Here is a 24148-nt window from a genome sequence, read left to right as displayed (position 1 = left end):
AAAGGTTTTTTTACTGGCTATTTACTTTTCATACGGTATTCTATACCTTTGTATTTTTAAAGATAATAAAATCTTTATTGATAATACGCAAATTTTTCAAATTTTGAATATACAAGAGACGATCATTTCTTATGCTAAAAAGACCATTGCAGAAGAAGCTCAGGCTATTGCCTATCTAGAATCACTAATCAACGATGAGTTTGCAGCAGCCGTGAGTGCTATCTACAACTCCAAGGGAAGAGTTATTATAACCGGCATAGGAAAAAGCGCCATCATTGCCTCAAAAATTGTAGCGACAATGAACTCCACCGGTACACCAGCCGTTTTTATGCACGCAGCAGATGCCATACATGGAGATTTGGGTAATATACTGGATGATGATATCGTCATTTGTATTTCCAAGAGTGGTAATACCCCAGAGATTAAAGTGCTGGTGCCTTTGATTAAGAACTTTAAAAACACCTTAATTGGTATCACTGCTAATCGAGGTTCTTACCTGGGGCAAGAGGCTGATTATGTATTAGAAGCCTACGTAGAAAAGGAGGCTTGCCCTAATAACCTGGCACCTACCACCAGTACCACAGCACAGTTAGTTATGGGTGATGCCGTAGCTGTTTGCTTATTACATCTCAAAGGGTTTTCGAGTCACGATTTTGCCAAATACCACCCAGGGGGGGCGCTTGGTAAAAAACTATACCTCAGAGTACACGATATTACGTCCAAAAATCAAAAGCCACAGGTATCTCCAGAGACAGATATCAAACAGGTAATTGTAGAGATGACCGAAAAAAGATTAGGGGTTACTGCCGTAGTGGAAAATCAAGAAATTATTGGTATTATTACCGACGGAGATTTAAGACGGATGTTAACAACAAACACTTCTTTTGAAGGTTTAAAAGCTAAAGACATTATGTCTAAAAATCCCAAAAGCATCTCCAATGATGCAATGGCGGTTGACGCCTTGGAAATGCTTGAAGAAAATGGTATTTCGCAATTATTGGCACAAGATAATGGAGCGTATACCGGCGTTGTACATATTCACGATTTAATGAGAGAAGGTATCATTTAATGAAAAAGAAAACAACTAAAGATCCACAGGCGATGTCATTTTTGGATCACCTGGAGGAGTTAAGATGGCATCTGATCCGTTCTACCCTTGCAGTACTTATTGCAGGAGTTATCGCATTTGTGGCTAAAGAATTTATTTTTGATGTGATTCTCTTTGGTCCCAGAAAAGCAGACTTTCCGACCTATAATGGATTATGCAATATTTCAAAACTATTAGGACTCGACGAAAGTTTATGTTTCCAAGAGCTTCCTTTTACGGTTCAAAGCAGAAAAGTCGCCGGACAATTTTCGGTACACATCTGGACCTCTATAACAGCTGGTTTTATCATTGCTTTCCCCTATGTGCTTTATGAATTTTGGAGTTTTTTGGCTCCAGCATTGTATGAGAAGGAGCGTAAATATTCTAAAGGATTCATTATCATTTGCTCCATGTTATTCTTCTTAGGTGTATTGTTTGGGTATTATGTCATCGTACCTTTAACGATTAACTTTTTAGGAGGATATCAGGTAAGTGAAGAAGTGATTAATGAATTTGATATTGACAGTTATATCGGTATACTTAGAGCATCCGTGATCTCCTGTGGGTTAATTTTTGAATTGCCTGTGGTAATGTATTTCTTGGCAAAAATTGGTCTAGTCACACCAGAGTTTCTCAGGAAATACAGAAAATATGCGCTAGTTATTGTGCTAATTTTATCTGCGGTGATCACTCCACCCGATATTGTTAGTCAAATTATAGTGGCTATCCCCATCTTGATCTTATACGAGGCAAGTATTATTATTACAAAATTTGTGACGAAAAAAGAAAATCAAAAATTAAAAAAGTATCGCTAAATGAGCAACATTGTTGAAGATTTTGACAATTATCGCGAAAAGATGAACACTCGCATCTTAGCGGATAACAACAAGATTATTAAAAGAATTTTTAATCTTGATACTAATGCGTTTATGGCTGGTGCCCTGGATGTAAAAACTAAAGAATTACTAGGCTTAGTCGCCTCTACCGTACTGCGCTGTGACGATTGTGTACGCTATCATCTCGAAACCTGTTATAAAGAAGGACTGACAAAGTCAGAAGTTACAGAAGCCCTAGGTATTGCTACTCTGGTAGGGGGTACAATTGTAATCCCACATTTAAGAAGAGCCTATGAGTTTTGGGAAGCTTTGGAACAACAGCAAGAATAATAGGTATTTGATTTGAATCTATTATTTTTGTTCCCCCACAGTGGCAACACTACCCAAATAAAGACGTCTATACAATTATGAAGTTATCAGCACAAAATTTAATCAAATCCTATAAAGGTCGAAAAGTTGTTAAGGGGATTTCCCTTGAAGTCAATCAAGGCGAGATCGTTGGCCTTTTAGGACCCAATGGAGCCGGAAAAACTACTTCGTTTTATATGATCGTAGGGTTGGTAAAGCCTAATGGCGGTAAAATTATGTTAGAGGGTACAGAGATCACCAAGTTTCCGATGTATAAAAGAGCACAAAACGGAATTGGTTATTTGGCCCAGGAGGCTTCAGTGTTTCGTAAACTGAGTATAGAAGATAATATCCTTAGTGTATTGCAAATGACCAAGCTCTCCAAAAAAGAGCAACTGTTAAAGATGGAAGGACTTATTGAAGAGTTTGGTTTGAATCATATTCGCAAGAACAGAGGAGATTTATTGAGTGGTGGTGAGCGTCGACGAACAGAAATCGCCAGAGCCTTAGCCACAGACCCTAACTTTATTCTTTTGGATGAGCCCTTTGCTGGGGTAGATCCGGTTGCGGTAGAGGACATTCAACGTATTGTGGCGCAACTTAAAAATAAAAACATTGGAATTTTAATTACGGATCACAACGTACAAGAAACGCTGGCTATTACAGATAGAACCTATTTGATGTTTGAAGGAAGCATCCTAAAAGCCGGAAAACCAGAAGAGCTTGCAGAAGACGAAATGGTTCGTAAAGTGTACCTGGGGCAAAACTTTGAGCTTAGAAAAAAGAAACTCAATTTTGATGAGTAATTTATTTTGCCACAGATTTCTGATTTGTAAAAATTGAAATTAAAATATAACTTAAAATTATCACCGGGACCGCCATAAACTTTAATAAAGCAATTAAAACGAATACCAGAATCAAAAACAGGTATCGCACTTTATTTTCCTTAAAACCCCAGGTCTTAAACTTCAAAGCAAAAAGTGGAATTTCGGCATTTAACAAATAACAACTCAGTACTGTTAAACCAACAAGAACGTATGGACTTAATAGTATAGCACTGATCCAGGCTTCATTCTGGTAGATCAATATTAGGGGTAAACTTAAAATCAAAATCGTATTGGCCGGTGTAGGCAACCCAATAAATGAGGTAGTTTGACGAGTATCAATATTAAATTTTGCCAATCGATAAGCGGAGGCTAACGTAATACAAAATCCCAGCAATGAAACGTAAGACACATCAAAGTTGGTGATCAATTCATCAGAATTCCAAGAGTCAGCCGACTCATAAAACGGTTGTCCAAAAGCCCTAGTCATCAACTGAAACATTACAATCCCGGGCACTACTCCACTGGTTACCATATCCGCTAAGGAGTCTAGTTGTAACCCCAAGTCACTCTGTACTTTGAGTACCCTTGCGGCTAGCCCATCGAAAAAATCAAAAACAATACCTAGCATTACAAAAAATGCAGCAAGTGCCAATTGATCTTTTACCGCAAAAAGCACCGCAATGCATCCACTAAACAGATTCAACAAGGTAATTAAGTTAGGTATATGTTTTTTAAACCCCATAATGTGTTATTTTTTGTAAAAATAGAAAACAATTTTCGTCTAATTCCTTTTCATTACAATATGAAAAAAGAAATAAAGTTTATATTATTGAAAAATAGTAAGATATTTGCCAAAAATTGCAAGAATTGAAAAAAGTCATATTCAGTTTTCTATTCTTTATTAGTATATGTACCATTGCGCAAACTGCACGTAAGTATTCTAATGAATTTCTAAACATAGGTGTGGACGCCCGTTCCCTTGGGATGTCTAATGCGGTGGTGGCCCTAACTGGTGATGTGAATTCAGGGTATTGGAACCCCTCTGGTCTCTTGTCCTTAGAAGATAATCAGGCGTCCTTTATGCACGCAGCCTATTTTGCGAATATCGCCAACTACGACTATTTGGCCTTCGCTATGCCTATAGACGAAAAAAGTGCTGTTGGATTTTCATTGATTCGTTTTGGGGTGGATGACATCTTGGACACTACGAGTTTGGTAGATGCAGATGGTAATATTGACTATACAAGGATAAACCTCTTCTCTGCAGCCGATTATGCGTTTACCTTCTCCTATGCAAGAACCACAGGGATAGAAGGATTACGGTTTGGTGCCAATGCCAAAGTAATACGTAGGGTAATTGGAGACTTTGCCTCCTCCTGGGGATTTGGTTTTGATGCTGGCTTACAGTATACCCACAAGCAATGGCAATTTGGAGCAATGGTAAGAGATATTACCACCTCTTTTAATGCCTGGAGCGTTGAAGAATTTGAAGTCGGCGACCTCAACGGAGACGGAATCCCTGATGAAGATCAGATTCCTCAGCTCAGAGATCAGGAATTACCAGAAACTACTGAAATAACGATACCTAAACTTCAATTTGGCGCTGCAAGGAGTTTTGAGTTAAATTCAAAATTCTCGCTACAAACCGAATTAGATATGATTGTACGTTTTGTGGAAACCAATGACGTTATCTCCACATCAGCCATGAGTGCAACTCCTGCTTTTGGATTTGAACTGGATTATAACAAACTGGTTTTTCTACGTGGCGGTGTAGGTAATTTTCAAAACATTCGTCAATTTGATGACTCCGAAGAAATCGGTTTTCAACCTAATTTTGGCGTAGGGTTTCAATATAAAGGCATCACTATCGACTATGCACTAACCGACATCGGTGACCAAAGTGCCGCAATCTACTCCAATGTATTTTCGGTAAAGCTCGATTGGAGTATTTTTAGGTAGTTTATTTTGTTATAAAAATCATATTTTTATGAAAGGAAACAGATATGCTCCAAATGAAACGGTTATAAAAATTTCAAAAGTAAAACTCTTAACAGAGAGTGGCTTAAATGTTTTCTTATCTTTTTTATGTCTTTATTTTGCTTTTAGTAATCTTTTTGGATTAAGGTACTTATCCCTTTTACTTTTATTCTTATTCTCGTATACCAGTTATCACAACATAAAGAAATATAAGCAGGAGCCTAAAGTTCAATTACGCTTATCAAACAAAGGATTGATTCCCAAAAATGAATTTTTGATTACTTGGTCTGAAATTTTAAATATTAAAGTTACCGTTAAACCAAATTATACTTCTTGGGTTCAAAAAGAATATTTAGTTGTAAATACTAACAATTCTAAAATGGAATTTTTTATTAATGATTTAGATATTACAGCTTTGAGATTAGAGTACTTAATAAAAATCTACAGAAATAGGTTTGAACAAAATAATGAATAAAAGTAAACAAGGTTTAATCACGAAACCATTAGCTAAAATTCATTAAAACCTAATTTAAATCATCACATTTTTTTAGCATCTCTGATTCTTATAGCAATATAAATTACCTTATTTTCGTAACCAATCGCACGAATAGTTCACATGAAAAATATAGTACTTGCTGTCCTCACCGGAGTTTTACTAGCTATCAGCTGGCCAACTTATGGATTTCCGTTATTTCTTTTTATTGCTTTTATACCGCTTATGCTCGCAGAGTATTCCTTGCGAAATGATAAGCATGCTAAACGCAAAGTATTTGGGCTGGCCTATCTGGCCTTCTTTATCTGGAATGTAGCTGCGACCTGGTGGATCTATAACTCCACCGCCTTGGGTATGGGGTTTGCAGAGATCGTCAATACACTATTGATGGCTTTGGTGTTTCTACTGTATCACGTCATTGCTAAAAGAGCTTCTTTTACCTCTGCTACTTTATTCTTAGCGTGTATTTGGATTGGTTTTGAATATTTTCACCTGCAATGGCAATTCTCCTGGCCCTGGCTTAATCTGGGCAACGGCTTCGCCTCTTTTACCAGCTGGGTACAATGGTATGAATATACGGGTAGTTTTGGTGGCTCCTTATGGGTATGGATTGTCAATATCAGCCTTTTTAAAAGTGTGCTCCTTTATCAACAGCATAAAGAAAAACCGATTGTTATACGTGCGGTGAAAAAAGCGATGCTACTCATAGGTTTACCCATAGTAATTTCCCTTACGCTGCTGTATACCTATGAAGAAAAAGGAGATGATGTGGAAGTAGTGATCCTACAGCCAAACATCAACCCCTACACAGAAAAATATAATATCACAGATCAAAGAATCGGAGCGCTACTCACAGAAATGACCAGTGCTGCGATAACAGAAAGCACGGAGTATATCATTGCCCCAGAAACCGTTTTTGCAAACAGTAATCGCCTCAATGAATTTCCATATTCCACTGCAAAAAGCACTGCGGCTAAAATCATTTCAAGGTATCCTAATCTCCATTTTTTATCGGGTATCTCCCTAATCGATGTATTTAGTGATCCCACACGAATTAAACAACAGACTAATATTTACAAAGAGAATATTTTTTATGATGATTACAACTCAGCCTTCTTTGTGCGGCCTGATGGTTCTACAGAATTGTATCACAAAAGCAAGTTAGTAGTCGGTATTGAAAATTTTCCGTATCAAAACCTTCTAAAACCCATCTTTGGTGATATGATGATCGATCTTGGCGGTACCGTAGCCAAAAAGACTACACAGCCCGATCGTGAAGTATTTTTCACCAAAGACAGTGTTGGTGTAGGGACTATGATTTGCTACGAAAGTGTATATGGAGAATTCGCTACTGGTTATAGCAGAAATGGTGCCGATTTCTTAGCCGTAATTACTAACGATGCGTGGTGGGGTAATACACAGGGCCATAAACAACATCTCAATTATGCCAAATTACGCGCCATTGAAAACAGAAAAAGCATTGCCAGGAGTGCAAATACCGGTATTTCTGCCATTATCAACCAAAAAGGTGAAATCGTAAAATCATTAGGCTATGAGCAAAAAGGAGTCCTCAAAGGTACGCTCAAAACTAATGACAGCATTACCTTTTACGTAATGGCTGGTGATTATATCGCTCGGGTAGCCATATTCATAGCCGTATTTGTTTTATTAATATCAATTACTCCGCGAAAAAAGAAACTGAATCTGTAAATGTCTACAAAATATGTGTAGCCTACAGTTCTACTTTGTATTTTTGCACTCTTTATAACAGATTGTGAATTACGTATCAGTAGAAAATATAGCAAAAGCCTTTGGAGAACGAGTTCTTTTCAAGGATATCTCCTTTGGAATCAATGAAGGACAAAAGATTGGTTTTGTAGCCAAAAATGGAACCGGTAAAACCTCATTACTCAATATTGTGGTAGGCGATGAAGAACCGGATGAAGGACAAGTGGTGTTTAGAAAAAATCTAAAAACAGCTTTCCTTCCACAAGAGCCAAATCTTAACCCAGAACTGACTGTAGAGCAAACGATTTTTGACGCTGATAACGAAATACTTCGTATTATCAATGCGTACGAAAAAGCCTTACAACATCCTGAAGATACAGAAGGCTATCAAAAAGCCTTTGAGCAGATGGAGGCTAAACAAGCCTGGGATTTTGAAACACAATACAAGCAAATTCTTTTTAAGCTCAAGCTCGAAGACCTCAGCAAAAAGGTAAGTGAATTATCTGGTGGGCAAAAAAAACGCCTGGCCCTGGCCAATATCCTATTGAGTAAACCCGGACTCCTATTCTTAGATGAGCCCACCAACCATTTGGATCTCGAAATGATCGAATGGTTAGAGGACTATTTTGCTAAGGAGAACTTTACACTATTTATGGTGACTCACGATCGTTATTTTTTAGAGAACGTATGTAATGAGATCGTAGAATTAGAAAACGGTAAACTGTACAGTTACAAAGGAAATTACGATTACTATCTAGCCAATAAGGAAGCACGGATAGCGAATGAAGAAATTGAAACCGATAAAGCCAAGCAGTTATATAAAAAAGAACTGGATTGGATGCGTCGCCAACCTAAAGCGCGTACTACCAAATCCAAATCCAGAATTGACGATTTTTATGAAATCAAAGAGCGTGCCCATCAACGCCGTAATGATCATCAGGTTCAGTTAGAAATAAATATGGAGCGCTTGGGTAGTAAGATTCTGGAACTGCACAAGGTGTCTAAGTCCTTTGGCGATCTAACGCTATTGGATCAGTTTGAGTATGTGTTTAAAAAAGGAGAACGCATCGGTATTATCGGTAAAAACGGTACCGGAAAATCTACTTTCCTCAATCTGATCACCGGAGGTATTGAACCAGACCAAGGTAAAATAGTCATTGGCGAAACAGTAAAATTTGGGTACTACACCCAGCGCGGGATTGAGATCAAAACTGGCCAAAAGGTTATTGATGTAATCCGCGAGTTTGGTGATTATATTCCGTTAAAAAAAGGGCGTCAGATTTCTGCACAACAGTTGTTAGAGCGATTTTTATTCGATCGTAAAAAACAATATGATTTTGTAGAAAAATTGAGCGGAGGAGAACAAAAACGTTTGTATTTGTGTACGGTATTAATCCAAAATCCAAACTTCTTAATACTAGATGAACCTACCAATGATTTGGATATAGTAACACTTAATGTTTTAGAAAACTTTCTACTTGATTTTCCAGGGTGTTTGTTAGTGGTATCACACGACCGTTATTTTATGGATAAGATCGTGGATCACCTGTTTGTATTTAAGGGAGATGGAAAAATTGAAGATTTTCCGGGTAATTATACCGATTACCGGGTCTATGAAAATAGTAAGGATCCAGAGCCCAAAAAAGCTGCAGAAAGCGAACCAAAACCAAAAAAATCCTGGAAAAAAGATGAAAACGCCGGTTTGTCGTATAACGAACAAAAAGAATACAGTAGAATCGAGCGGGATTTAAAAAAGCTAGAAATCCAGAAAAAAGAAATAGAAAGCTTGTTTGTAACAGGTGATCTTTCCCCCGACCAGATTAATGAAGAATCTGCAAAATTACAGGAGATCATTGACAAGATTGAAGAAAACGAGCTACGGTGGTTTGAATTGTCAGAAAAATTAGAAGGGTGATTAATGGTTCGTAGTTTATAGTTAAGAGTTTATAGTTAGGTGTCTAATCTTTTATCTTTTCTAACCAAAGATGCTTTTCAGAATAATAACATATTTACATTTTCTACACAGATCCACCAATCAACACGGAGTGCACTCCCCTTTTGTGTATAGTTTGGTGACTAAATGCTTTTATAAAAGAGCTGATAGAAAAATCAGTACTCAAATAAATCTTTGGACTAAAAAGGTGAAAAACCTATCCATTTCCCCAAAAAAAATAAAACTGATCCACAGTACCATTAGCTACTTAGACCTTAAACATGGTTTAATTCAAAGTGATCATAAAGCAGTATTAACACAATGTTTTTCACTCAAAACTGCGATTTGTTTTCAGGAGGCTGACCTTTATGATTTTATATATCTTGAAGGTAATAACGTGAATACAGCCTCATTTGAAAAGTATGTCAACAGAGTGCATAATGATTCCGTAATGGTCATCAATAAGATCCATCATAGCAAAGGCTCAGTACAACTATGGAATGAGCTTAAACATCACCCAAAGGTTATTGTGACTATTGAAGGCTATAATCTGGGTTTTATTTTTTTCAGAAAAGAGCAGGTTGAAGAACATTTTGTAATTAGATTGTAACAACTTGGACAACTCTGCGTCATATAGAAAAAATTGTATCTTCATCAACTAGAAAGCACATTTCATGAGCAACGTAATAGAAATCCGAGGTATTATCAGAAATTTTCAACTGGGGCAAGAAACAGTTTATGTTCTAAAAGGCATAGATCTGGATATAGAACGTGGAGAATATGTAGCGATTATGGGACCTTCGGGTTCTGGTAAATCGACCTTGATGAATTTATTAGGATGTCTGGACACCCCTACCGCTGGGAGTTATAATTTAAATGGTCAGGATGTGAGTCAAATGACCGATGATGAGCTTGCAGAGATCCGAAATAAAGAAATTGGTTTTGTATTTCAGACTTTTAATTTATTACCCAGAACAACTGCGCTTGATAATGTAGCCTTACCGATGGTGTATGCGGGGGCTTCTAAAAAAGACAGAGAGCACAGAGCTGCAGAGGTACTAACCGATGTAGGATTAGCAGATCGAATGGATCATAAACCGAATCAGTTATCCGGTGGTCAACGTCAACGTGTAGCTGTAGGTAGAGCATTAGTTAACAAACCGTCGATTATCCTTGCCGATGAACCAACCGGAAACCTGGATTCTAAAACCTCTTTGGAGATCCTGCAATTATTTGATCAGATCCACCAGGCTGGTAACACTGTTATTATGGTAACCCACGAAGAAGATGTGGCTGAGCGTGCACACCGAATTATCAGACTTCGGGATGGGGTGATCGAAAGTGATATACGAAACAAATAGTTGTACTCCCTTATTTATGGTTGCTAGTTAATTTGTATTTTGGCTACAATTTTGTAATTAAAATACATGAAACCTATACATATCTTATTGCTCATAGCAGCATATTTTGGTGTACTTATTCTTATTTCCTACTTCACCGGAAAAAATTCAAGTAACGATACTTTTTTTAAAGCGAATCGACAATCCCCTTGGTATATAGTAGCTTTTGGAATGATCGGTGCCTCCTTGAGTGGGGTAACTTTTATTTCTGTACCCGGTTGGGTAGAAGAATCCCAATTTAGCTATATGCAAGTAGTAATGGGTTACGTATTAGGCTATTTAGTAATTGGAACAGTACTGTTGCCTTTATACTACCGCCTGAATCTAACTTCAATTTACACCTATCTCGAGGACCGTTTTGGCAACTATGCCTACAAAACCGGAGCTTCCTTTTTTTTACTGTCACGTACTGTCGGTGCCAGCTTTAGACTGTTTCTAGTAGCCAATGTATTACAAACCATACTTTTTAATGAGCTTGGAGTTCCCTTTTGGGTTACGGTGATTATAACGATTCTGCTGATCTGGTTATACACCTTCAAATCAGGTATCAAAACCATTGTATGGACAGATACACTACAAACGCTTTTTATGCTTATTGCCGTTGGCGTTGCTATATATTATGTGTCTGACGACCTGGGAATTCAAGAAATCGGCATTTTTAATTATATTATGGATAGTGAACTCTCTAAAGTCTTCTTTTTTGAAGATATCAAAAGTGGAGAGTATTTTTGGAAACAGTTTATATCCGGAGCGTTTATCGCAATAGTGATGACAGGTTTAGACCAGGATATGATGCAAAAAAACCTAACGTGTCGTAGCCTAAAAGACGCACAAAAAAATATGTTTTGGTTTACCATCGTACTTACTATTGTCAATTTTATATTTTTAGGATTAGGACTGCTATTGACGCAATATGCATCGCTAAATGGTATTGATGCCCATAAAGATCAATTATTTCCGATAATCGCTATTACAGGCGAATTAGGTATAGGTATCGCCATATTCTTCATTCTAGGATTAATAGCAGCAGCATATAGCAGTGCGGATAGTGCGTTGACATCTCTGACCACATCCTTTAGTATTGATATTTTAGATATTGAAAAAAAATATGAGGAAAATGATCAGGTTAAAATTCGAAAACGAATCCATATATTATTTTCTGTATTATTGATACTAGTGATAATCACCTTTAAATACATCATTAAAGACGAAAGTGTAATTGCAAAACTGTTTGTTTTTGCAGGCTATACCTATGGACCATTATTAGGATTATATGCATTTGGCTTGTTTACCAAATTAAAGATAAAAGATAAACTAAGTCCTGTGGTTGCCATCGCAGCTCCTATTTTATCTTATGTTATTAGTGTTAATAGTTTAGCCTGGTTTGGCTTCGAATTTGGGTTCTTCATCTTGATATTGAATGGATTCTTGACCTTTTTGGGTTTAATACTGATCCATAGAAAGTAAAACCAAGGTACAGGCGATCTCTACTTCAATACCATTTTTCTCTAAACGCTTATATAGCTCTGGATTCTCAGTTCCGGGATTAAAAACGACCCTCTTAGGCTGAAGATCAACAATATAATCATAGCATTCCTGCTGTCGTTTTGGATTCAGATATAAGGTAATGGTATGTATATTATCATAAGGTTTAAGTTCGGTATCAATCGACACTCCAGCTACTTCACCTTCTCGCAGTCCTATAGCGACTACTTCTTGCTGTTTGGCAACTAATCGGTTGATGGCTAAATTTGAATACCTTCCTGGATTTAAAGATGCTCCAAGTACTAATGTTTTTTTACTCATAACAAATTGATAAGTCTTGAAAATAGTAGAATCTAAAGGGTATAGCTATACCAAAAACGTTAAAAATTATTGCCAAAGTGTTAAAAACGTCTTCTCATTGTAACACAAGGTATTGAATCGCGTCTTACTAATAAAAGATTTAATTTTTCATAAATTTAGTTAGTTAGTTACTTAGATAATAATCAAATTTTATTCATAGTTGATGGTTAGTGTTACTATTTGGTTATTATACGAAAACCGCTCTTAGGAGCGGTTTTCTTTTTTAAACACTTGTCACATTAAATCAACACTTTACCATTTTCCTAATACATATTTGAAAAAATTATACGGTTTTACTGTAACAGATTTTAAAATCAATCGTCATACTTATTATACACGCCTAATCACCGTGCAATTTTTAAAATTTTTTTGGCTTTGTATTATGCAATACAAAGTACAATGCAATACAAAAATCAATAAAAAACGACCAGATGAAAACTATCAATCAAAAAACGATCCTATCGTTGCTATTTTCTTTTTGGTGCTTACTACTTGTAGCACAACCAAATAATAATGCTGTAGTAGGCACCATAAAAGGAAAAGTAATGGACAAAAACCTTAAACAACCTATCCCCTACGCTACTATTGTAATCAATGGAGCCAATGACAAAGTAATTAGTGGGGGGATTACTACAGAAGAAGGAGATTTTTTAATTGCAGATATCCCGGGAGGAAAATACACTTTAAATATTCAATTCATAGGCTATAAAACCTTTAGTCAGCCTATTGAAATTACCAGAAAAAATAAAGATCTCGATATCGGTACCATCAATCTAGAAGAAACAGCCGAGGCCTTAGATGACGTGACAATTGTGGCCGAAAGAACTACTATTGAACAAAAAATTGACCGTAAAGTAATAAATGTGGGTAAAGACCTAACCACTACAGGAGGCACGGCTTCAGAAATTATGCAAAATATCCCATCCGTTAATGTAGATCAAGATGGAAATATTGCGCTGAGGGGAAATCCTAATGTTCAGATTTTAATTGATGGAAAACCCACCAACATTTCACCTGCACAATTATTAAGACAAATTCCTTCTACCTCTATCAAATCGGTAGAATTGATTACCAATCCATCTGCAAAGTATAACCCAGAGGGTATGAGCGGAATTATAAATATTGTATTACATAAAAATGCAAATGTTGGTTTTAATGGTAATATCAATATCGGCCTAAATTGGGATCAAAATGCTCGATTTAACAACTCCGTAGATCTTAACTACAGAAATGGTAAATTTAATATCTATGGCAACTATGGAGCCAATATAAACAAAAACAGAATGGGTGGATTTGTATTTAGGGCAGATCAAAATTATGAGACTGATCTCGCTATTTTAGACAATAACAAATCACACTTATTCAAAGTAGGCCTGGATTATTATATAAACGATTACAACACGGTCTCTTTTTATACCAATCAAAATCTATTTGATGGGCTAACAAAAGGAAATGTTGCGCTTCAATTTAATGATAACCCAGATGCTGACTTTAGTCAAATTTTTGTTAGTGACAGTGATAACCTGGGGAGTACCTATAATTTTGATTATAAACGAAAATTCAAAAAAGAGGGACATAGCCTTGAATTAGAAGTGGATTATAATGCCTTCGAAAGCGATAGCGAAGACAGCTTTAGATTCACCGGTGGTCCAACACAGAATTATGTAGACCTCATCGATAATGAGCGTAAAAACACTACTATAAATTTTGACTATGTGAATCCCCTTACTGAAAAGACCAAATTAGAATTGGGTTATGAAGCGCGATTACGAAGAACAGACAACGACTACCAATCTACACTGTTTGATGACTCCGATTATAGCTATGATAGAGATATCCACGCGGTATACGCAACCTACGGAACTACTTTTGAAAAATGGTCTTATCAGGTAGGTGCTAGATTGGAGAATTATGAAGTGGAAGCAATTTTTAATAATCAAAAAATATTTGAGGATCAAATTTTAACGGTTTACCCTTCAGGATATTTAACTTATACTCCGGGAGAAAAAGACACCTATCAGCTGAGTTATAGCAGAAGAGTAGATAGACCCGGCTTAAACCAGGTTAATCCAATACGGGAGTGGGCAACCCCAAGAATTACCTCACGTGGAAATCCACAGCTAGATCCACAATTTACCAACTCCATTGAGTTTAATTACACAAGACGTTTAACAGGGGGTTCCATAACAGGAGGTGTATTTTATAGACTTATCAACGATGAAATTAATCAAACCCTTATCGAAGATCCTACCATTGAAGAAGGACAAATATTAACCTTTGACAATTTTGATAATAATTCTGCTTATGGGGTAGAGATTTCCAGTAATTATCGCCCAACTAAATGGTGGAATTTTAATGCCAGTTTTGACCTTTACGGGCAAACACAACAAGGCGTTGTTGAAGGTATTGCAAGAGAAGTGGATGCGGTTATCTATAATTTTAGAATGAATAATAATTTTAAGGCCACCAAAAACCTTACGTTTCAAGTATTTGGTTTCTATAGAGGAGAACAAGAAGGGATTCAATTTACGACTAAACCATTTTACTTTATCAATACAGGAGCACGTTATAACTTCTTAGGAGGAAAAGGAACTGCTAGTATCAATTTTAACGATATCTTCAATACGATGCGTTTTCGATTCTCTGGCGACATCCCCTTTCCACAAAACGGAAGATTTCAGGGAGAAACACAAACGGTTTTCCTTGGACTATCCTATAGATTTGGAAGTGGTAAAAACCGAAAAGTTGCTCGAAAAAGAAGAGATGATAATGAAAAATCTGGAGGAGGAATACTTTAGTTAATTTTTTAATTTCATTTGTTAATCTTCTATGTAATTATTTGATTATGTGGTATATTAATGTAGAGTTAAGGAGTGAAATCCAAAAGTTAAATTATTCCAAAAAATTGACGGTTTTTGTAACACTTAAAGATTTATAACGTTTAATACTATAGTGACGGTTATAATTTATTTGAATTAGCCTTTAAAAAAAGAGTAGCCAAAAACCTGATATAAAAAACGCGAGATTTGACCCTCGCGTTTTTTTATGTTTGTTACTTTAGTGTGGCATACTCAATTACCATCTAATGATTGCACTACCCCAGGTAAATCCACTACCAAAAGCTGCTAGGACAACTAAATCGCCTTCTTTAATTTTACCTTGTTCCCACGCTTCGGTTAATGCAATAGGAATGGATGCAGCCGTTGTATTTCCATAGCGTTGAATATTATTATACACTTGATCATCTGTTAACTTAAAGGTTTTTTGCACATATTGACTAATCCGAAGATTCGCCTGATGTGGAATCAGCATATTAATATCAGCTGGAGTTAGCTCATTAGCTGTTAAACCCTCATTTATTACTTCTGCAAAACGGACTACAGCATTTTTAAAAACAAACTGTCCGTTCATATGTGGATAGTAAGGAATGTCTTCTTGTGGGTTTTCTGCAATGATTTCTGGCACCCAATGTTCAGTACTTGGCCCCATCAATACAAGTTCCTCGGCGTGTTTACCTTCACTATGTAAATGTGTTGACAGAATACCCGTACCTTCTTTATCACTTCGGGTTACTACCGCAGCACCTGCACCATCTCCGAATATTACTGAAACCGCTCTACCACGTGTGGTCATGTCCAATCCACCACTGTGATTTTCACTACCAATCACCAGTACATTTTTATACATCCCGGTTTTAATAAATTGATCAGCGACGGATATTGCATAAATAAAACCACTACACTGATTTCTAACATCTAATGCAGGTATTGTATCCACGCCCAGCATCTCTTGTACTTGGACCCCGCCTCCAGGAAAATACATATCCGGACTCAAGGTTGCAAAAATGATTAAATCAATATCATTGGCGTCTATACCCGCTCGCTCTAAAGCAATTTTAGAGGCTTTAACGCCCATAACAGCGGTACTGTTACCATCTCCTTTTTTAATATGACGTCTTTCTTTTATACCTGTACGTTCTTGTATCCAAGCATCATTGGTTTCCATTATTTTAGATAGATCGTCATTGGTAACTAAATTTTCAGGAACATAGTAACCTAAACCTGCTATTTTTGAAGTATACATAGTTTAATTGTATTGAATGTGTATTGTGCGTTCTCTACCAGAATGGTTAACACGAAAACTGCCGCACAATATATGTATTCTGATCTTTTTGATAAAAGAAACAGTTGTGATATTGTATGCACGCATAGTAGTTTTTTTGAAGAAATTCGATCAAGTGTTAAAAAAGCGAAAAGCACGCCAACCACAGCGTGCTTTTCAAACAACCTAACCAATAAATAAACAAACCAAGTCAGTCAGGTCGACTGACTAAAGGAATCTTTCAAAATTTCTTACGACTACCTTAGCTTTAAGATCGTGTAACAAATTATATAAGCCAAAAAACGTACGATTCATATATAAAAAGTGTTTACTTCCTCTATTACCATTCATTTTTCTAAGCTCAGTATCTTTACTATATTTTTCACTCAATTCTGTTATTTTTTTCCAAAATGTATCATCACCAAAATCAAAAGTTTCACTGTTAAAGGGTTTAGTGAACAAACTCAGTAATTCATGAAATAGCTCCGAGAAAAAGCGGACTTCTTCTTCCGAATCATCTTCTCGGAGTATTTCAAGCTGAAACATCTTACGGGCAAAAAAAAGAGGGTCATTCAAATTTTCACTAACTGCCAACTCAAAGTATGGTTCATAAAACTCGTTTGGTATCTTTTTTATACATCCAAAATCTATAGCAATTAAATTATGGTCTTTATCTACTAAAAAATTTCCAGGATGTGGATCTGCGTGGACTTCTTTTAACACATGGATTTGATACATATAAAAATCCCACAATGTTTGTCCTATTTGATCTGCGATTTTTTGGTCTTCATTTAATTTTGCAAATTCACTTAAATGTTTACCTTCCATCCAGTCCATTGTAATGAACTTTTGACTGGACAGTTCCTTATAGTATTTTGGAAATTTTAAATTTGGAATAGAAGCGCAAGCATTTGTTATCTGCTCACTTTGCTCCAACTCTAATATATAATCTGTCTCCTCCAATAATTTGGATTCTATTTCTTTAAAATACTTATCTGAATCCTTACCTTTTAAGTTAAACATCCTGATGGCGATGGGCTTTACCATCGCCAGGTCTGAACTTATACTATCTGCAACACCAGGGTATTGAATTTTCACAGCAAGTTTTTTCCCATCTTTAACGGCTTTGTGTACTTGACCTATACTAGCCGCGTTTACTGATTGTGTTGCAAATTCATCAAATAGCTCTTCAGGATATTTCCCATTATATTTTTTAAATGTTTTTCTTACCAATGGTGCTGACAATGGAGGTACACTAAATTGTGACAAAGAAAAACGTTCCACATAAGCATTCGGTAATAAATTCTTCTCCATTGAAAGCATCTGTGCCACCTTGAGCGCACTACCCTTTAAATTTTTTAAACCATCATAAATATCAGTAGCATTACTTTCGTCTAATTGATCCCGGGTAGTTTCAGGATTAATAGCCTTCTTGCTATAATATTTAATATAATTACCTCCAACTTTAACTCCAGTCTTCACTAATTCGGCAGTGCGACCTATTTTTGAGGTTGGTATTTTATCTAAAGTTTTCAATATATACTTTCTCTATTTTAATTCCAGAAGGATTTTTCCTTCCATAAAAATTTACTAAAATCAATAATACTATCTAAAGGCGTATTGTCAAATACGTCAAAAATTGTATTCACAGATTTCTCAATAGCCATATCCGTTTTTTCAAAGTCAGCCGAGTCATCGTCAATCCAAAATTTCAATAAAAAAACCAATTGAATCCAGGCTCCTTCAGCAAACAAGGTTACCGGCCGTTGTGTAAGCTTGTATTGCTTCTCCTCATTGTCATCTTCAATTAGCTTAGCCGCAAATTCTCTTACTTGCTTACGTAAGCCGCTTAATTTTTTCATTTTCTTTAAAGAATCATTGTCAGTATCTAAATCAAACAATACGAAACTCCGATTCATTTTAAGTAATTCAAAAAAGGTATAAAAGAAGGTTAACATCTTTTCGCGACTGCTAAAATTTTCATATTCTTTGTTATCCAGCATTACTTGATGAGTATTGGAAAAAAATTCATTCCAAACGGATCTTATTAATGCATCGACGTTACCAAAATATTTATAAAAATCTTCTTCCTTTATTTTAACGTCCTTACAAAATTTATAAACTGATTTAGGATAGTGCTCATAATCCAATACATATTGCATGTACTTGGTAATGATTATTTGCTTATCAATTTTTGTTGTTTTTTTTGCTGAGGCCATTTTTATCAACTTTACATTACAAATATAATCATTGTTTAACTTTTCAATTAAAAACTTAAACAAAATATTTGTTAAAGTTGTTTCATTTTTTTTGAAATCAAATAGATTGCTGTTCAGCAACTTAATTCCTTTTATAATACAAAAAAGTCAAAACCAAATGCCAGTTTGTCAGCATCAAGGAATTGGTATTTTTTTTGAGTTCTTGGGATTGTTATAAATCAATAGTAGACATTTAAAAAATAATCATATGGCAACAGGAAGTATTAATGTATCTGTAGAAAACATTTTTCCGTTAATCAAAAAGTTTCTATACTCTGATCACGAAATATTCTTAAGAGAATTAATTTCTAATGCTACCGATGCAACTTTAAAATTAAAACATTTAACAGCTATCGGTGAAGCTAGTGTAACCTATGGTGACCCAATAATCGAGGTTAAAATTGATAAGGAAAACAAAACGCTCCACATCATTGACCAGGGAGTTGGGATGACCGCCGAAGAGGTTGAAAAATATATTAACGAGGTTGCTTTTTCAGGAGCTGAGGAATTCTTAGAAAAATATAAGGATTCTGCTAAGGATGCAGGTATTATTGGACATTTTGGTTTAGGTTTCTATTCTGCCTTTATGGTAGCAGATAAAGTAGAAATTATCACTAAATCTTATAAAGATGAACCTGCAGCACACTGGAGCTGTGATGGCTCTCCGAAGTACACCCTGGAGCAGCACGATAAAAGTGAACGCGGTACAGAAATCATCTTGCATATCAATGAAGAAGAAAAAGAGTTCCTTGAAGATGCAAAAATCAATGAGCTATTGGTAAAGTATAATAAGTTTATGCCAATACCTATTAAATTTGGTACCAAAACAGAGACCTTACCAAAGCCTGAAGATGCTAAAGAAGAGGATCCGGCTCCAACAAAAGAAGTTGATCATATCATCAATAACCCTAATCCTGCCTGGACAAAGCAGCCAGCAGATTTGGAGGACAAGGATTATAAGGAATTTTATAGGGAATTGTACCCTATGCAGTTCGAAGAGCCGCTATTTAATATCCATCTTAATGTTGATTATCCATTCAACCTAACGGGTATTTTATATTTTCCAAGGTTGGGACAGGATATGAATTTGCAAAAAGATAGAATTCAATTGTATCAAAACCAGGTGTTTGTAACCGACAATGTCGAAGGTATCGTGCCAGAGTTTTTAACGATGCTGAGAGGAGTTATCGATTCACCTGACATCCCATTGAATGTTTCCAGATCTTATTTACAAGCTGACGGTAATGTTAAGAAGATATCAAGATACATCACCAAAAAGGTTGCTGATAAATTGAGTGCGATGTTCAAAAACAATCGCGAAGATTTTGAACAAAAATGGAATGATATTAAAATCGTTATTGAATACGGCATGCTTTCGGAAGATAAATTCTTCGAAAAAGCGGATAAATTTGCTTTGTATCCTACTGTAGATAATAACTACTACACTTTTGAAGAACTTATTGGAAAGGTAAAAGCAAATCAAACCGATAAAGATAATAAGACCGTTATCCTATATGCCTCTAATAAAGATGAGCAACACGCGTACATCAGTGCTGCAAAAGATAAGGGGTATGAAGTGCTATTATTAGATTCGCCTATCGTATCGCACTTAATACAAAAACTAGAGACTACAAAAGAGAACATCACTTTTACCCGAGTGGATGCGGATCACGTCGATAATTTGATCAAAAAGGATGAAGAAAAAATCTCTAAACTATCAGATGAAGAAAAAGAAAAGTTAAAGACAGATCTTGAAAAAGTGATTCCTGCAGAAAAATATACGGTACAATTAGAAGCGATGGATAGTAATGCTGCTCCATTTATGATTACGCAACCAGAATTTATGAGGCGTATGAAGGAAATGCAACAAACTGGAGGTGGTGGAATGTTCGGTATGGGTAACATGCCAGAGATGTACAACCTGGTAGTTAATACAAATCACGAATTAGTTGGTCAAATCGCTGAAACCAAAACCGATAAGAAGAAAGAACGCTTAATTAAGCAATCTTTGGATCTCGCTAAACTGTCGCAAAATTTATTGAAGGGAGAAGAACTTACGGCCTTTATAAAAAGAAGCTTTGAGATGGTTAAGTAAAATTATAACTAACCAAGGATTAGATATAAAAGCCCAATTCAGTTAGAATTGGGCTTTGTTTATATTAATTTAAGATTGAAACTCAAATTTAATTTAGTTATCTCCTTTTAAATGTTGAGCAAAGAAACCCATCATTGCCTTATACATCGCAATAGAGTTTTCTTCTTTAGCAAATCCGTGTCCTTCATCATAACGGACCATATAAGGCACTTCAAATCCTTTGGCTCGCAATGCCTCAACAATCTGATCGGATTCATCAATATTTACCCTTGGATCATTTGCCCCTTGGACTACAAACAATGGTTTTTTGATCTTATCAATTTGATAGACCGGAGAAACCTCTTCCATAATGGCTCTTTCTTCTTCAATGTCCTCATCATACCATATTTCTTTGATGATTTTCAAATAAGGTTTCCAATAGGGTGGTATGGTTTTCATAAAGGTAAAGATGTTAGACACCCCAACATAATCCACCCCGCAAGCATATAAGTCTGGTGTTTTGGTTAATCCTCTAAGTACAGCATAACCACCATGACTTCCTCCATAGATAGCGACACAATTTTCATTGATCCAACCTTCTTTGATAACGTACGCTATACCATCTTCTACATCATCCATTGCTTTTCTACCAATCTGTTTGAAACCAGATTCTAAAAATTTTCTCCCATATCCTCCAGAGATTCTAAAATTAACCTGAAGCATGGCATAGCCTCGGCTAGCAAAAAGTTGCGCTTCGGGATTAAAACCCCAGGTATCTCTTATCCCCTGTGGTCCGCCATGAGGATTAACAATAAGTGGCACTTTATTGCCTTCTAAAGCTATTTTTGGTAATGTGATATAGCCGTGTAATTCAATCCCATCTCTACTTAAAAATTGTATCGGACGCATATCCGCCATATCTTCTTCTTGTAAATGTGGCATTAAATCATACAATAATTTAAACTCGTCTTTTTTTACATCATAAGAATAATAAATACCATAGCATTTATCGCTCTGTAGAAAAATCAAATATAGATCCTCATCGTCGGTCTTGTCAGCTAGGCTGTATTGCTGATTAGGGAATTGTGTGGTAATTTTTTGGTGTAACTTTTTATAGTATTCACTAACCGGAATTACATTTCTTTTTTCACCCTGATACGAAAAGTAATCCAATTCATAATTTCTTTTTCTGGATAAAGACAAACCAGCAACATCATATTTTTCATCAGCAAATAGCATCTCTATCGGTTGATCTTCTTTGAGATCATACCGATAAATCCTAGACCGGTCCGTTTCTAGATTTGACACTACATAAGCTTCATTTGAATTATCAGACGCATAATTAAAACTAAGAATAGAGAAGGCATCTTTCCAGCTTAATTTTTTGATTACCTCATAACTTTGCCCATCCAACGTATAATATAGCTCTATATCTACCCCATTGATCAACCTAGAAAATCCTCTTAAATTACCATCTTTATCAAAAATATAATCCATTATAGGGTTGGATGGATCATCATTTTGGTATAACTGCTCCAACTCACCTGTAATCACATTGATCTTATAAGGTTCAAAGACTTCTGGATTATTTTTATTCATTGATATGATGATATGATCCTTATCTTCCTTCAGTAACTCTAAGAAATTAACCTGTACTCCTTCATATGGGGTAAGATCTTTACTATCCGACCCTTGTATTGTAGCGGTATACAAATGATAATTTTCATCTCCACCTTTATCCATTACATAAACCAATCGTTCATTGTTGACCCATCCATATCCACGGATCAATTCTTCATTTTCAACTATAACCCTGGTGACTTTTTCTGTAGTAACTTCTTTAACAAAAACATGATTCTTACCATTATCATCTTTCTCTCGATAGGATATAAATTTTCCGTTTGGCGAGAGTTGAAAACCTCTCGCTTTGGGTTTGGCAAAATAATCCTCCACTGTGTAGTTATATTTTGTCTGGTCTAGTTGTGCTAATTTTTTAAGTTCCTCCTCTGAGGTAACTAATTGTGGGTTACCCGGTACTTCTTTTTTACTTTTCTTCACATCTAAAGATGATTCCATATATTAAATCTCTAATTATCTAATTTTAAATAAGAATGTTGTCCATATAATCGACAGACATCAAATGTACTGGTTTGCTTTTAAAAAATAAATTTCACCACAGTTTTCTGGAATAATAATTTTTTAAAGTTAGTATTGTTCCTAAAATCAACTTCTGTTAGAGTTTTCATAAATATTACCATTGCGAAATACGAATTAGTAATTTAGACCATACACTAACCCCTACATAGTTATGAAAAATCTTGTATTAATATTACTTGCCACAGTAGTAATCAGCTGTAAACAAACATCTGACACTAAAGCAGAAGATGAAACAGCTAAAGAAGAAGTGATCACCACCAAAAAGGAAGATACTTTAGCTACCATGCCTGTGGAACTTGATGGGGGTATTGGCGATGGTGCCATTAGTTTAGAAAGACAATTAACGCAAAATGTCGAAAAGGCGCATAAGAAAGAGGCTTTTCTAGAAAAAACTGCCATTAGTTTTGATATTGTTGTACGGTTTGGCAATTCAACGGTTTTGGATGGAAAAATCACCCAACTAACCAACTCCACAAAGATTAGGATTGACAAAAAAGATGGCACTAAATTAATCTACAACGGTGAAAAGGTTATGCTGTATCCGGCGGATGCTAAGTATAGTAATGCCCGATTTGATATCTTTACCTGGTCCTATTTCTTTGCGATGCCTTATAAACTTAATGATCCGGGTGTGGTAATGGAAGTAAAGAAAGACAGGAGTCTAGACAACGAAATTTATACCTCTGCTAAATTGAGTTTTAATAAAGGTACAGGAGACGCACCAGACGACTGGTATATCATCTATGTAAACCCCAAAAATCATGTATTAACTGCTGCCGCTTATATTGTAACCTTCGGACCAAACAATACCGTAGCTAAAGCAGAGCGTGATCCACATATGATTATCTATAAAGATTATGCCATGGTCAATGATATTCCTATCTCAACACAATGGGACTTCTACGAATGGAAGGATGGCGAAGGAAAAAACAAAAAATTAGGTGAAGCGATGTTAACTAATGTAGGGTTTATTGAAAACGCTGCGTCTTTATTTGAAGAACCCGATGATTATAAAGAAGTTACCCTAAACTAAAAAGCGTTAAACATCATAAAAAAACAGTGGTTTTTTGTATCTTTAAGAAGC

The 24148-nt window shown here is 35.8% G+C and carries 20 protein-coding genes; 14 read left to right on the top strand and 6 right to left on the bottom strand.

Annotation, left to right across the window (positions count from 1 at the left end; translation table 11 throughout):
- Positions 1 to 103 precede the first annotated feature (103 nt).
- The 4 genes from EV197_RS08240 to lptB all read left to right on the top strand — a co-directional run bounded on the left by EV197_RS08240 (position 104) and on the right by lptB (position 3077).
- Positions 104 to 1069 (top strand): KpsF/GutQ family sugar-phosphate isomerase, encoded by a 966-nt coding sequence (locus EV197_RS08240; protein ID WP_207224198.1) that lies wholly within the window; start codon positions 104 to 106, stop codon positions 1067 to 1069.
- A complete protein-coding gene (tatC, locus tag EV197_RS08235; protein WP_130286284.1) occupies positions 1069 to 1902 on the top strand; it encodes a twin-arginine translocase subunit TatC in 834 nt (277 codons plus the stop codon). The genes EV197_RS08240 and tatC overlap by 1 nt, the downstream gene beginning before the upstream one ends.
- On the top strand, positions 1903 to 2253 hold the full coding sequence (locus EV197_RS08230; RefSeq protein ID WP_130286283.1) for a carboxymuconolactone decarboxylase family protein: 351 nt from the start codon (positions 1903 to 1905) through the stop codon (positions 2251 to 2253). It begins immediately after the preceding gene.
- 77 nt (positions 2254 to 2330) lie between these two features.
- The gene (gene lptB, locus EV197_RS08225) at positions 2331 to 3077 is read left to right on the top strand and encodes an LPS export ABC transporter ATP-binding protein (protein ID WP_130286282.1); all 747 of its coding nucleotides are present in this window, start codon (positions 2331 to 2333) and stop codon (positions 3075 to 3077) included.
- A gap of 1 nt (position 3078) precedes the next feature.
- Here lptB and EV197_RS08220 read toward each other — a convergent pair whose 3' ends face one another.
- Positions 3079 to 3840: a CDP-alcohol phosphatidyltransferase family protein gene (locus tag EV197_RS08220; RefSeq protein WP_130286281.1), complete on the bottom strand. Its 762-nt coding sequence runs from the start codon at positions 3838 to 3840 to the stop codon at positions 3079 to 3081.
- Positions 3841 to 3965: 125 nt separating this feature from the next.
- On the opposite strand from EV197_RS08220, the gene EV197_RS08215 reads away from it, so the two are divergent.
- The 7 genes from EV197_RS08215 (at position 3966) to EV197_RS08185 (ending at position 12096) form a co-directional block, all read left to right on the top strand.
- Entirely contained in the window at positions 3966 to 5057 is a 1092-nt protein-coding gene (locus EV197_RS08215) for a putative type IX sorting system protein PorV2 (protein ID WP_130286280.1), read from the top strand.
- 28 nt (positions 5058 to 5085) lie between these two features.
- Complete coding sequence (locus EV197_RS08210) at positions 5086 to 5550, top strand: hypothetical protein (protein WP_130286279.1); 465 nt, start codon at positions 5086 to 5088, stop codon at positions 5548 to 5550.
- Positions 5551 to 5691: 141 nt separating this feature from the next.
- Positions 5692 to 7278, top strand: coding sequence for an apolipoprotein N-acyltransferase (lnt, locus tag EV197_RS08205; protein ID WP_130286278.1), 1587 nt, complete (start codon positions 5692 to 5694; stop codon positions 7276 to 7278).
- 64 nt (positions 7279 to 7342) lie between these two features.
- Positions 7343 to 9211, top strand: coding sequence for an ABC-F family ATP-binding cassette domain-containing protein (locus tag EV197_RS08200; protein ID WP_130286277.1), 1869 nt, complete (start codon positions 7343 to 7345; stop codon positions 9209 to 9211).
- 226 nt (positions 9212 to 9437) lie between these two features.
- Positions 9438 to 9839, top strand: a complete 402-nt coding sequence (locus EV197_RS17045; protein ID WP_165389024.1) for a hypothetical protein — start codon at positions 9438 to 9440, stop codon at positions 9837 to 9839.
- Between the two features lie 64 nt (positions 9840 to 9903).
- On the top strand, positions 9904 to 10590 hold the full coding sequence (locus tag EV197_RS08190) for an ABC transporter ATP-binding protein (RefSeq protein ID WP_130286276.1): 687 nt from the start codon (positions 9904 to 9906) through the stop codon (positions 10588 to 10590).
- A 66-nt stretch (positions 10591 to 10656) separates the two neighbouring features.
- Positions 10657 to 12096 (top strand): sodium:solute symporter, encoded by a 1440-nt coding sequence (locus tag EV197_RS08185; RefSeq protein WP_130286275.1) that lies wholly within the window; start codon positions 10657 to 10659, stop codon positions 12094 to 12096.
- Here the strand turns inward: EV197_RS08185 and EV197_RS08180 are convergent.
- Positions 12073 to 12435, bottom strand: a complete 363-nt coding sequence (locus EV197_RS08180) for a CoA-binding protein (RefSeq protein ID WP_130286274.1) — start codon at positions 12433 to 12435, stop codon at positions 12073 to 12075. The genes EV197_RS08185 and EV197_RS08180 overlap by 24 nt on opposite strands.
- A gap of 470 nt (positions 12436 to 12905) precedes the next feature.
- Here EV197_RS08180 and EV197_RS08175 point away from each other — a divergent pair, with 470 nt between their 5' ends.
- Positions 12906 to 15272, top strand: coding sequence for a TonB-dependent receptor (locus tag EV197_RS08175; RefSeq protein ID WP_130286273.1), 2367 nt, complete (start codon positions 12906 to 12908; stop codon positions 15270 to 15272).
- Positions 15273 to 15549: 277 nt separating this feature from the next.
- Here the strand turns inward: EV197_RS08175 and EV197_RS08170 are convergent, their stop codons facing one another.
- From EV197_RS08170 to EV197_RS08160, 3 genes are all read right to left on the bottom strand, one after another.
- The gene (locus EV197_RS08170) at positions 15550 to 16557 is read right to left on the bottom strand and encodes a 3-oxoacyl-ACP synthase III family protein (RefSeq protein ID WP_130286272.1); all 1008 of its coding nucleotides are present in this window, start codon (positions 16555 to 16557) and stop codon (positions 15550 to 15552) included.
- A 246-nt stretch (positions 16558 to 16803) separates the two neighbouring features.
- The gene (locus EV197_RS08165) at positions 16804 to 18111 is read right to left on the bottom strand and encodes an ABC1 kinase family protein (protein WP_130286271.1); all 1308 of its coding nucleotides are present in this window, start codon (positions 18109 to 18111) and stop codon (positions 16804 to 16806) included.
- Between the two features lie 17 nt (positions 18112 to 18128).
- Positions 18129 to 18794 (bottom strand): TetR family transcriptional regulator C-terminal domain-containing protein, encoded by a 666-nt coding sequence (locus EV197_RS08160; protein WP_130286270.1) that lies wholly within the window; start codon positions 18792 to 18794, stop codon positions 18129 to 18131.
- Positions 18795 to 19041: 247 nt separating this feature from the next.
- Between EV197_RS08160 and htpG the strand changes: the two genes are divergently transcribed.
- Positions 19042 to 20928: a molecular chaperone HtpG gene (htpG, locus tag EV197_RS08155; RefSeq protein WP_130286269.1), complete on the top strand. Its 1887-nt coding sequence runs from the start codon at positions 19042 to 19044 to the stop codon at positions 20926 to 20928.
- A 93-nt stretch (positions 20929 to 21021) separates the two neighbouring features.
- Here htpG and EV197_RS08150 read toward each other — a convergent pair whose 3' ends face one another.
- Positions 21022 to 22983 carry a S9 family peptidase gene (locus EV197_RS08150; RefSeq protein WP_130286268.1) on the bottom strand — a complete coding sequence of 654 codons (1962 nt, stop codon included), beginning with the start codon at positions 22981 to 22983 and terminating at the stop codon, positions 21022 to 21024.
- A gap of 232 nt (positions 22984 to 23215) precedes the next feature.
- Between EV197_RS08150 and EV197_RS08145 the strand changes: the two genes are divergently transcribed.
- A complete protein-coding gene (locus tag EV197_RS08145; protein ID WP_130286267.1) occupies positions 23216 to 24097 on the top strand; it encodes a DUF6503 family protein in 882 nt (293 codons plus the stop codon).
- The last annotated feature ends 51 nt before the right edge of the window (positions 24098 to 24148 follow it).

It is taken from the genome of Aquimarina brevivitae (assembly GCF_004216895.1).
Classification (GTDB): Bacteria; Bacteroidota; Bacteroidia; order Flavobacteriales; family Flavobacteriaceae; genus Aquimarina; species Aquimarina brevivitae.
This window is presented reverse-complemented; position numbering and strand designations above follow the sequence as displayed.